The 10,978-nt window shown below is 61.7% G+C and carries 7 protein-coding genes; 1 reads left to right on the top strand and 6 read right to left on the bottom strand.

From position 1 onward, the window contains the following. Positions 1–41 precede the first annotated feature (41 nt). On the bottom strand, positions 42–1,163 hold the full coding sequence (locus tag ACM62R_RS01960; protein WP_415182391.1) for an ABC transporter substrate-binding protein: 1,122 nt from the start codon (positions 1,161–1,163) through the stop codon (positions 42–44). Between the two features lie 160 nt (positions 1,164–1,323). Here ACM62R_RS01960 and ACM62R_RS01955 point away from each other — a divergent pair, with 160 nt between their 5' ends. Beyond that, positions 1,324–2,358: a dipeptidase gene (locus tag ACM62R_RS01955; RefSeq protein WP_415182390.1), complete on the top strand. Its 1,035-nt coding sequence runs from the start codon at positions 1,324–1,326 to the stop codon at positions 2,356–2,358. An 80-nt stretch (positions 2,359–2,438) separates the two neighbouring features. On the opposite strand, the gene ACM62R_RS01950 is transcribed toward ACM62R_RS01955, so the two are convergent. The 5 genes from ACM62R_RS01950 to ACM62R_RS01930 all read right to left on the bottom strand — a co-directional run bounded on the left by ACM62R_RS01950 (position 2,439) and on the right by ACM62R_RS01930 (position 10,954). Continuing rightward, positions 2,439–5,972, bottom strand: a complete 3,534-nt coding sequence (locus ACM62R_RS01950; RefSeq protein WP_415182389.1) for a translocation/assembly module TamB domain-containing protein — start codon at positions 5,970–5,972, stop codon at positions 2,439–2,441. After that, entirely contained in the window at positions 5,972–7,744 is a 1,773-nt protein-coding gene (locus tag ACM62R_RS01945) for an autotransporter assembly complex protein TamA (protein WP_415182388.1), read from the bottom strand. The genes ACM62R_RS01950 and ACM62R_RS01945 overlap by 1 nt, the downstream gene beginning before the upstream one ends. A gap of 152 nt (positions 7,745–7,896) precedes the next feature. Beyond that, positions 7,897–8,931 carry an ABC transporter substrate-binding protein gene (locus tag ACM62R_RS01940; protein ID WP_415182387.1) on the bottom strand — a complete coding sequence of 345 codons (1,035 nt, stop codon included), beginning with the start codon at positions 8,929–8,931 and terminating at the stop codon, positions 7,897–7,899. Next, entirely contained in the window at positions 8,901–10,292 is a 1,392-nt protein-coding gene (locus tag ACM62R_RS01935; protein WP_415182386.1) for a sensor histidine kinase, read from the bottom strand. Before ACM62R_RS01935 ends, ACM62R_RS01940 begins: the two co-directional genes overlap by 31 nt. Next, positions 10,289–10,954, bottom strand: a complete 666-nt coding sequence (locus ACM62R_RS01930) for a response regulator transcription factor (protein ID WP_415182385.1) — start codon at positions 10,952–10,954, stop codon at positions 10,289–10,291. Before ACM62R_RS01930 ends, ACM62R_RS01935 begins: the two co-directional genes overlap by 4 nt. Positions 10,955–10,978: the final 24 nt, after the last annotated feature.

Raw genomic sequence — 10,978 nt, 5'->3', positions numbered from 1 at the left:
TCGTCAAAGCTGACCGAAATTGGGTGAAAAAAACGGCTTGATCAAGACGGATACTTGAGAGGTAGCGCCACCCCCGATTCCGCCAAAAGCGCCTTGGCCTTTTCGATGTCCAGCGAATAAGGCGTGTCATCCAGCGCCCCTAGATAGCCCGAGGGCAGGAACGCCTGATGCACCTTTTGCTGGCCCTTCAAAAGCGTGCTGGCCATGCCTTCATAATCAATCGCCCACCGCATCGCATCCAGAACCTTTGGGTTCGTCAGCGCCTCGACCTTCTGGTTCATCGAGATGTAGTAGATCTGGCCGCCAACGCTTTCTTCTACCTTCAGATCGGCATTGCCGGTGATACCTTCGATGTCGACTGTGGACATTTCACGCGCAATGTCGATATCGCCCTTTTCCAGCAGCAGACGCTGGGTTGCCGCCTCGGGGATATGGCGCATGAACACGCGCTTCAGGACAGGCGCGCCGCCCCAATAGTCTTCGCGGGCATCCAGAACATAGCTTTCGTTGGGCTTGTAGGACCGCAGCACATACGGGCCGGTGCCTGCGGAATTCTGCTTCATCCATTCATTGCCCAGATCACCGTTGACCTCATTGGCCATGACGGTTTCCTTGTCGACAATCGCACCAACCTGCGCGGTGAGGCAGTTGTAAAGGAAGGTCGGCGCATAGGGTTTATCGGTGATGAGGGTCAGGGTATCACCCTCTGCCGTGATCATCTGATCCACATTTTCCGGGCTAAACCCGAATTGCGTGATGATGAAGGCGGGGTTCTTGTTCAGCTTGACGATCCGCTGCAAGGACCAGGCTGCATCTTCGGCACGCAGCGGATTGCCCGACGCAAAGGTGATGCCCGGTTTCATCTTGAACGTGTAGGTCACGCCGTCATCCGCGACAGACCAGCTTTCAGCCAGACCGGGAAGCAACTCTCCGGGTTTGGTCGGGTCAAGCTCGATCAGGCCGTTATAGATATTGTTGATGACGTCGGTGCCTGAAAACTCGAACGCTTCGTGTGGGTCCAGCGATACGATGTCGTCAATCGCGTCGGCAATGACCAGCGTGTCAGGCGGGGTTTCGGCCAACAGGGCCGCCGGCGCGGTGCCCAGCATCAGCGCCGTCAGCGCAGCTGCGCCTGCGCGGCGAAAGGTCGGATCAAGAAACATCTTCAACTCCCCGTTATATGATTGTTTCATTTGTTATCCCCAGCATTTATTGCCGGTGGTTTCCTGACCGATTGGGCAATTTCGGCTTGCGCTTGTCAAGCGCGATGCGAGGGCGCAAAACCCATGCAGGCGGACGCTTTGACGAAAGGACAATGGCAGCATGACCAAGTTTTCGATTTTTGATGGCCATAACGATTTGTTGCTGAACCTGTGGCAATCGGGCGACCGCGAGGGTGCCGGCTTTTTCGCTGGGCGCGATGGTAATGTGGATCTCGACAAATGTCGTGCCGGTGGTTTTGCGGGCGGATTTTTTGCGATCTGGGTGCCCGGTGACCGCGCTACCGACCCCGACCCGATGGCGGCCGTGCGCGTCTTTGCACCCCTTGATGTGGCGCGTGCCAAGCAGATCACGCTGGAGCAAAGCGCGATTCTGCTGCGCATGGCGCGCGCCCGACCTGACGCTTTGCGCATCTGCACCACAGCCGCGCAGATCAATGCTGCCCGCGCCGAGGGTGCCATAGCCGCGATCATGCATATTGAGGGGTGCGAAGGTATCGGCCCCGATCTGGATGAACTGCACGTTTACCACGCAGCAGGATTGCGCAGCCTTGGTCCGGTCTGGTCGCGTGATAATATCTTTGGCCATGGCGTGCCGTTCAGGTTTCCGGCCTCGCCCGATACCGGGCCGGGCCTGACCGAGCCGGGCCGCCGCCTGGTGGCAGAATGCGATGCGCTGGGTGTGTTGATTGATCTGAGCCATCTGAATGAGGCCGGGTTTTGGGACGTGGCGCGCCTATCGAACCGGCCCTTGGTGGCGACCCATTCCGGCGCCCATGCCGTCACCCCCGCAACCCGCAACCTGACCGACGCCCAACTGGACGCAATAGCCGAGCGCGGCGGGCTGGTTGGCCTGAATTTTGGTGTGCAATTCGTGCGCGAAGACGGGATCAAGAACCCCAATACCGCCCCGGAAGATCTGATCCGCCATCTTGACCATTTGCTCGCGCGGCTGGGAGAGGGTGGGGTGGCGCTAGGGTCGGATTTTGACGGGGCGATGATGCCGGGGTTCATCGGATCGGCCGCGGGCTTGCCAAAGCTGACCGATGCAATGGAGCGTGCAGGTTATGGCGACGCGCTGATTACGCGGATTTGCTGGGATAACTGGTTGGGGGTGATCGGCCGGGTGATCGGATAGGGCCGGGTAACCGGGGGCGTTGCCCCCACCACGCATTTCATGCGCGGCCCCCCAGAGTATTTTTGCCAAAAAAAAGCCGGTCAGTAGTCTTTTTCATAGTACAGGCCGATGCCGCTGTTGCCGTCAGATCCGAGGCTGCCGCGCGCGGTCAGGCTGGGTGTCACGTCAAGGTTGAGGTTGATTGACGAAGTGCCATCGGCCGCGACAGTGACATCCGAGTAGAGGTTCTCGGACAGGTATTTTCCGGCACGCAGTTGCGCGTTGCCGTTCACATCCGTGCCGACGTCAAGGTCATCCAGCCCGAAACCTTTGCGCAATTTGCTGACGATCCCTTCGCCGCCTTTGCCAGCAAGGGTCGCCACAGCCGAGGCGAGTTGCGCCGCCTGAAGCGGTGACAGCGTGGTCAGGCTGCGGTTGAACAGAAGCCTTGCCAGCACCTCTTCTTCTGGCAATTCGGGCGATGAGGTGAAGCTGAGCTTTGGTTCGGTCGCATCGCCCTCGATCGTGATCATCGTGGTCACATCCGTTTGTTTCGTGGTTGCGACAAAGCGGATCCACGGCAGCAACGCGCCTTGCAGGGCCACCTGCCCCTCGTCCAGCGTGAAGCGCTTGCCCAAAATATCGAGCCGCCCGCGGATCAGGTTGAATTCGCCGGTGGGGACGACGTTTGCCGTGGTGCCGCGTAGCCGCAACTGCCCTCCAAGTTCGGCATCGAGCCCGCGTCCGCGCACGAAGAGGGCGCGGGGGGCGGCGATGGTCACATCCAAGGGGAACGCCTTTGTGGGGCGTTTGTCGGCGTCGCCGTTTGCTGCCAAAAGCCCAGCGCGGGCGCGGGTGGTGTGGACCGCAGCGGGTTCGTTGACGTGGGTCATGTCGGGTATGGCGGCAATGCCACCAAGCCCCGTAGACGGCACGCGCAGTTCGGTGTCCAGCAGCACCAGCGCGCCACTGATGCGGGCGCCGCCTGTGAGCGGGCCATTGACCGCAAGACTACCATCAATCTTTGTATCGTAGAGGTCGGGGTCGCGCAGGTGAAGCTGGTTCAGCGCGACTGTCAAATCGCCCGCGAAGGGCGCGGTCAGTTTGACGGGGCCGGTAACGCGCAGGCTTCCGCCGGTGGAAAGGCGGGCCTCGACGGCCAATTGCGCTGCCCCCCCGCTCAGGTCTGCGGCCACGTCGACATCATCGAGCTTAAGCCCCAGTGTCGGGGCGATTACCCGCGCGTTATTGGCAATGATCTTGCCTGAAAGCGCCGATAGCCCCGGTTTGCCGGCCATCCGCAGATCAAAGGTGAGCGGTCCCTGAACTGAACGCGGTGCGATGAACGCATTGGCAAGCGCGGTTTCTGCACCACCGGAAATGGCCAGATTTACCGCGCCAAAGCCCGCGTCGATGCCACCGGTCACTTTGGCACGCGTGCCGCCGGGGCCTTCGCCCGCCAGGTTGATTTCATAACCGTTGGGGCCATTGTCGTTGAGACTACCTTGCACCGTGACCGGCCCCGGAAAACCGGGCGCCAGAAGTGCTGCGTTGGCCAGCCGGGCAGATACGTCAATCCGGCGGGTATTATCGTCGATGATGCCCTTGGCGCTGGCGTCAAGCTGCGGGTTGGACAGCGCCAGCGATTGCAGCCGGATACGGCCGCCGGTTTGTTCTGCCAGGACCGACAGGCGGGTTTCGCCGGCCAAAACGCTGTCCACCTCGGGTTGGTTGATGCCAAGCCCGCGTCCGGTCCCGTCAAGCGAGAGGGTGCGGGTGCTGCCAGACTCGGTCAGGTGCGCCTTGGCGGTAAGGGCGCCACGAAGACCCCGGCCAAGTGCTGCCAGATCGGGGAACTGGCCGCTTGCGGTGATATCGCTTGCGCCGCTGCGCAATATGCCTTGGGCCTGCCCGGTCAGCGCGGCCGTGGCCAGTGAAAGACTGCGTAGCGTGACGCCGGTTTCGTCGCGTTTAGCAGAAACAGAGATCGTTGATTGCCCGGCAAGGATACGGTCCAGATCAGGCTGACTGGTGGTAATATCTGTTCCGGCAATCTTGGCTTCGCCGTCGAATGCCCCGGTCAGCACCGTGTAATTGCCCTCGATCGTCGCATCTGCCCGGCCCGAAAGCGCGCGCGCCGCGAGGCCAGACAGATAGGAAAGGTCCGAGTGGCGGGCGTTCGCGTGCGCCGTGATGGTCAGCGCCGACGCCAACCCGTCGATCGTCAGCCCGCCGGTCAGGCCATAGCCGCGCCCGGTGGCCTTGATCTGCGGCAATTGTAGCGCGCCGCCCTGCTGCCAGTGAAATAGTGTTCGCCCGGAAAGGAACGGCCCAACGGCGGAATTCAGCGCCGGATCAGCCATATTGATGCCGCTGGCGGTATAGTCGACCGTGCCGCCTACCGATGCCGGTTGCCCTGCACGCTGCCCGATCCGCCCCGAACCCGAGAGCCGCAGCGCAAGTATTTCGACACTATCGCGGCGAAATCCCTCCAGTTTGCCGTCCAGCGTCCAGCCATCACCCTTGGTCTTGTCATAACCCAGCTTAAGCCGGCCAGCCTTGACCCAGGTATCGTTGCCCGCCAGCGGCAACAGCACCTCGGCGCCCGTATCCAACCCGATCTTTACCGACAGATCGGCGCGTTCGGGCAAGCCCGAGGGCAAAACCTCGACCGCGCCGGTCAGGTCCAGCGCCTGTGAGTCGATGCTCAGGACCGGTAGGCTCAGCCGTCCCGAGGGTTGCCGCGCCCCCTCAGCCAGAAGCTGAACCTGATCCCCGAAAAAGCTTTGATATTCGGGTGGTAGCAAGGGCGCGATGTCGCCGCCGAGATCCGCTTTGAACGTCTGTGCCCCGTCAACGGTTTTCAGCGTCACCTTGCCCGAAAGTCGGGGTTTCTTGTCTGATGTCAGCCGGATATCGGCGGCGAAATCGTCTATCGGGCCGGTGCCCGCCACAGCAAGAGATACGGCAGGCTTGCCCGGCAGCCCGATCATGTTTGCGGCAATTCCGTCGGGCCCCTCGGATACCAGCAGGTCCATTGACAGGGTTCGCGTGGCATTGGCGTAGCTGCCGGTCAGCGAAAGATCGCCCTGCTTTCCGTCGACCCGTTTGATTGACAGCGTGGTGCTTCCCTCGCCGCTTTCTAGCTGTAATGACCCGGTCAATGACACCTTGGCCGCTGCACCAAAAAGCGCCTCGCCAAGGTCGACCCGCTTGGCGCTGATAGTGCCGATTGAGACCGAAACAGGAAGTTCGGGTAGCGCGAAAGGCTTGGCCTCGGGGGTGGGGGCGCCGCCGGTATCGGTTCCCGGTAGGCGCGGCACCAGAATTTCTTCGGCGGAGAGTTCGTCAATCTCTAAACGGCCAGCCAACAGGGCGCTGCGTGTCCATGAAATTGCACCCTTGTTGATGGTCAGCCATACGCCTTGGTCATCGGCAATGGTCATCTGATCAAAGGTCGCGCGGGACGACAAGGCCCCGGCAAACCCGTCAATGCGGATCGTGCGCCCCGCACCCGAAAGATTGTCCTCAAGCAGACCTGTCAGATAGCTGCGGTCCCGTTCGGTCTGGTCTTCTTGCGCGGTGGCAACCAGCGGCAAAAGGCACAGGATTATAGCAAGAAAATACCGACGCATCAGAATGCCTGCCCGATTCCAAGGTAGATTTGCACCCCGTCACCGGTATTCCCGCCGACCGGCCCCGCCACATCGAAACGAATTGGCCCGATGCCGGTATTGTAGCGCAGCCCCAAACCGGCGCCCGCGTGCCAGTCGCCGGCGCTGTCAAAGAAATCGGCCGGATCAATCCGGCCCAGGTCATAAAACGCGACAATGCCTATTTTTTCGGTCACATCGGTACGCAGCTCTGCCGAAAGGCCCAAGAATTTTGTCCCGCCGGTGCGCAAAGCGCCGCCTTCCAGCACATTCACCCCCAACGCCTGATAGGGTTGGCCCCGCACCGTGCCGCCGCCGCCCGAATAAAACAGATAGTCGCGTGGCGTTTCGGCCAGCTCAGACCCTATTACTGCACCAATCTGCGCGCGCCCTGCCAGCACGAACCGGTCAGACCCCAGTGTGCGATAAGCGCGGAAATCGCCCTTTAGCTGCGCCCCGGTTCCGGTTGCACCAAAGCCCACGAAGGGCGTGGCATCGGCCATCAGGTAATACCCCGTGGTCGCGTCCAGCGGCACATCGCGGTTGTCCCATGTCAGGTTCATCGGCAGCGCCAACTGCCGGAACCGCGTGGTGGCGAAGGCGTCGGTTACCTCGGCCCAGCTGTAGCTCAGGCCAAATTCGCCGGTCAGGCGAGGGTTGAAAATATGCGTCAGCCCGAAGCCAACCAGAAAACCGTCCGAGGTGTAATCTTCCTCGTCCAGTTTCTCGATCTGTGTCACAATAAAGGCCGATGTGTCGGGTGACAGCGTGGCAGGGCGGTCAATCCGCGCGCCAAGGCGGTAGTCTGGGCCGCCCGAAGAGCCGCCGATGCCGCTGACCGACCCATCAATGCGGAACCGCTCGCCACCGCCGAAAAGGTTACGGTGCAGCCAATAGCCCGACACGGTTGCACCGTCGAGGCTGGCCAATTCGCCGCCAAAACCAATCCGGCGGGGCTTGTTTTCCACCACTTCCAAAAGCGCGTCGATGGTGGGGCCGGGGCTTAGGGTGTCAGCTTCGGTCAGGGTCACGCTGCTGAAAATCTCGGTCCGGCGCAGACGGGTCCGCACTTGGTCCAGCTTTTCGGGGTCAAACACTTTGCCGGTTGGAAACCCGGCAATCTTGGCCAGTCGGCGCGGCTTTATCCGCTGATAACCTTTCATGTCCATCTGCCCAAAGCGCACGCGGGGGCCAGGGGCAAGGGCAATGTCGGCGGCCAGCGTTTGCGTGCGGTGGTTGGCGGTAATGCTTTGGCCCGCAACGGCGGCTTTGGCGTGACCCTGATCGCGCCAACCCTCTACGCCTGCGGTTGCGGCCGCCACAACCTCGCCCGAGCGGGCGACCTGACCGATGGCGTAACCAGTGGGCAGTTCGGTTTCCTTTGCCAGCGGTGCGATGGTTGCACGCGAAAACTGAAAACGTGGACCGGGGGTGATGCGCACCTTTACGTTGCGAACTGTGGTGGGCGCGTCCAGCGGCGCAATGTTGGCCGCCTCACGCCCATCCAGCAGAATGGAAATTGTGCCAGAGTAGTATCCCTCGGAATAAAGCGCGCCCAAAAGCCGGGCGTAGTCTGCCCGCGCGGCGGCAAATACGGCCTGTGGATCATCGGCCTTGGCGCGGCCCGCCTCGCGCGTTAAAGAGGCGGCGGCAAGAACGTCGCGCAGATCCTTACCCGCGCCGGGTGTTTCAAAGGTCAGATCCAGCGCCCCGGCAGATTGCGCCAAAAGCGCCGCTAGGGCCGCCCCCGCCATCAACCTCTTTGTGAGTTGCTGTATTTTGCCCTGCACCATTCGCGCCTTTCTGAACACAAAGGACCAACGTCGCAGCATTTGACGCAGGTTTCCAGAGTCTTGCCACCCCAGGGTTCAAGTTTTACGACAAGTCAGCGGAAAAGTGATCACCATTATGGCTGAATTAGCGCTGCATCCCATTCTTCCAGAAAGTCGCGGCGCTTCAGCGCATCCAGATAGACCAGCAACCCAGGGTCTAGCCGAATGGGCCGCAGATGCGGTTTTGCGGCCAATGCGGCCTCGTCAATCGGTGGCAGCCCGGCTTTTTGCGCGATCAATGTGCGTCCTTCGGGGCCAAGCAGATAGTCCAGAAATGCGCCCCCCAACCGGGGTGAGGTCGCCGTGCGCGGTATCAGCCCGGTCCGCAGCAATGTCAGCGTATGGTCCTCAAGCTCGATCAGCATGGTGGTATCGTCATCGGCCAAAAGCGGCGCGGCATAGCTTCCCAAGACGTTATAGGCCATTACCAGTCGGCGTTCTTTCAGATCGTTGATCATCAAAACCGTGCTGTCATACAATACCGGATCCAGCCCGCCCATCACCTCGGCCAGCCGCCAGAACGTTTCAGACAAGCGCGCGTCCTGGGTGGCGAACAGATAGCCCGCCCCTGAACGCGCCGGGTCATATGTGCCAATCCGGCCCTGAAAACGTTCGGGGTTGTCGCGTAGCAAGGCGGTCAGTTCGCGCCGGGTGCGCGGCGGTGAGAGCCCGTCAAAGGCACTGCGCGCGGCGATCAGCACCACGGGCTCTTGCGCAAAGGCGAACAGCGTGTCTTGCCAGCGCGCCCAGCCGGGCAGGGCGGTGGTTTGTGCGGATTGCCACGGCAGCGCAAAGCCGTCATTGGCAAGCTGCATCTGCAAATCCATCGCGGATGAGATCACCAGATCATAAGCCGCACCCTCCGCCATGATTGCGGCTTGCACCTGTTGGCTGTTGGCCACGGTATAGTGAACCGAAACCCCTGGATTGGCGGCCTGAAACCCCGCAATCACCGGCGCCATTATCTGCGTATCTGTTGTGGATAGCACCCGAAGTTGTTCCACCTCGGTGTCGAACGCGGCAAAACCTGCATCTTCCTCAATCGCAAATCCCTGCGCGGACCCCACCCCGCAAAGTGTCAGCCCAAGGGCAAGTATAAGGTTGCGCATGTGCCGCCTCCGTCGCGCTCATTCAAATCCAGCCGCCCTGAATGGGCGGCCGCGACCTCATCAACGATGGTCAACCCAAGACCTGACCCCACAATATCACCAACATTACCGCCGCGGGCAAAACGCTGCGTCAACGCAGCCTGTGCCACGCCTGAAAGCCCCCGCCCCCGATCCGCCACCGAAACCCATGCCATCGTGTCATCTGTGCGCAGTGAAAGGGTGATTTCCTCGTCGGGCGGCGAGTATTTAACCGCGTTGTCCATCAAATTGCGCAGGGCGCTTTCCAGCAGCAGGCGGTCACCTGGGATGGTTACGGTGGTGTCAGGCATAACGGTGCGGATTGTCAAATCCTTCAACTCGGCGGTCGGGGCAAAGCTGCGCACCACCCCGGCGATCAATGCGCCCAGATCTACGGGTTCGCGCGCCGGCCGGTCAGACCGGTAAACGACCGTCGCGTGATCCAAAAGCTGGCTCGCGGACCGCGCGCTCTCCTCTACCGCCCGGATTACAGCGCGCAGGGTGTCGCGCGCCTCTTCGGTTTCGGCGCGACGCAGGGCGATTTCGGCCTTGGCGCGCACGGTGGCCAGGGGGGTGCGAATGTGGTGCGCCGCCTCGGTGATGAAGGTCTCTGTGCGCGAAAGCGCGGCCCGCAACCGTGCGATGAATCCATTCAAAGCGGTGACCAAGGGCATCAACTCTGTTGGGGAAGGGTGGTCAACGCTGCGCAGATCGCGCGGGCCACGCCGGCCCACGACCTCGGCCAGCCGGTCAATCGGGCGCAGCACCGACCCGGCGGTAAGCATCGACAGCATTGCGGCCAGCGCAAATACCCCCAGCCCCAGTCCCGCCGCGCGGTTTGCCACACGTTCAGCGATGGCATCTTGACCACTGCGGGTTTGCGCCACCATAACCGTCACCGTCACCGCCACCGGCGCGTTCCCTGCCAAGACGACCCGTTCCACTGCGGCAATGCGAACCTGTGTTTCCCGGTAGGGCAGGGTGTAAAACACCGGCGCAGGCAACCCGATTCCCGCCTTGCTTTCAGGGGCGGGCAGATCGTCATAGCCGGTGACCGTGGTCGCGCCCACTGCGATACGGTAAAAAATCCGGTCCTGACTGATAGAGCCAAGAATGGAAAACGCCTCATGCGGCAGGTCGATCGAGACCCCGTCATCGCCGCCGCGCAATTCATCCGCAATGGCCAGCGTGGCAGCCCCTAAAACGCCGTCCAGGGTTTCTTCGGCGGCGTCCCCGGCAATGGTGCGGACGGTGACATACAGTAAAACCGCCAGCGCCGCTGCCAGCGCCAAAAGCTGTAACACCAGCCGCTTGCGCAGTGATATGGCGGCTGCGCGCCTCATGTGGTGCTTAGCCTGTAACCCATGCCTCGCACGGTTTCGATACGCGCGCCTGACCCGTCAAGTTTTTTGCGCAGCCGTGCGACGTAAACCTCAATCGCGTTATCGCTGACACTTTCGGCGTAGGAAAACAGCCGGTCGCACAGTTGCGACTTGGAAAAGATCCGGCCCGGCGCGGCCAGCAGAATTTCCAGCAGACGCAGTTCGCGGTTGCGCAGCTCGCGGGTCTCATCCGCCACGACCAACTGCGCGGTCAGCGGGTCGAAGGTAAAGCCCGCGAATCGCTGCACCGTCTGTGTTGCGCCCCCGCGTCGGCGCAAAACGGCACGGCAACGGGCCTCCAGTTCGGCAAAGTCGAAGGGTTTGGTGACGTAATCATCGGCGCCAAGGTCCAGCACATCCACCCGGTCCGCAACGCCCGCGCGCGCCGTCATTACAATGATCGGCACATCGCGGCGCGCCCGCCGCTGCCGGATCAAAAAGTCGCGGCCATCACCGTCTGGCAGCGAAAGATCCAGTAAAATCAGATCATAAGGCGCGGCTGAAAGGCAATCTTCGGCGTCGGCCAGCGAGCCGGCATGGTCAACTGCGTGGCCGTCCAGCCGCAGCCTCTCGGCCACGGATTGCGCCAGATCGGCACTGTCCTCGATCATCAAAAATCGCATAACCGCCCCTTTTATCGCGCGTGA

Source organism: Phaeovulum sp. (assembly GCF_047638075.1).
Taxonomy (GTDB): domain Bacteria; phylum Pseudomonadota; class Alphaproteobacteria; order Rhodobacterales; family Rhodobacteraceae; genus UBA6197.
This window is presented reverse-complemented; position numbering and strand designations above follow the sequence as displayed.

Bases quoted from the DNA above. Each gene is read 5' to 3' on its own strand.
- ACM62R_RS01960 (WP_415182391.1), bottom strand. From the start codon at position 1,163: ATGTTTCTTGATCCGACCTTTCGCCGCGCAGGCGCAGCTGCGCTGACG.
- ACM62R_RS01955 (WP_415182390.1), top strand. From the start codon at position 1,324: ATGACCAAGTTTTCGATTTTTGATGGCCATAACGATTTGTTGCTGAAC.
- ACM62R_RS01950 (WP_415182389.1), bottom strand. From the start codon at position 5,972: ATGCGTCGGTATTTTCTTGCTATAATCCTGTGCCTTTTGCCGCTGGTT.
- ACM62R_RS01945 (WP_415182388.1), bottom strand. From the start codon at position 7,744: ATGGCGGGGGCGGCCCTAGCGGCGCTTTTGGCGCAATCTGCCGGGGCG.
- ACM62R_RS01940 (WP_415182387.1), bottom strand. From the start codon at position 8,931: ATGCGCAACCTTATACTTGCCCTTGGGCTGACACTTTGCGGGGTGGGG.
- ACM62R_RS01935 (WP_415182386.1), bottom strand. From the start codon at position 10,292: ATGAGGCGCGCAGCCGCCATATCACTGCGCAAGCGGCTGGTGTTACAG.
- ACM62R_RS01930 (WP_415182385.1), bottom strand. From the start codon at position 10,954: ATGCGATTTTTGATGATCGAGGACAGTGCCGATCTGGCGCAATCCGTG.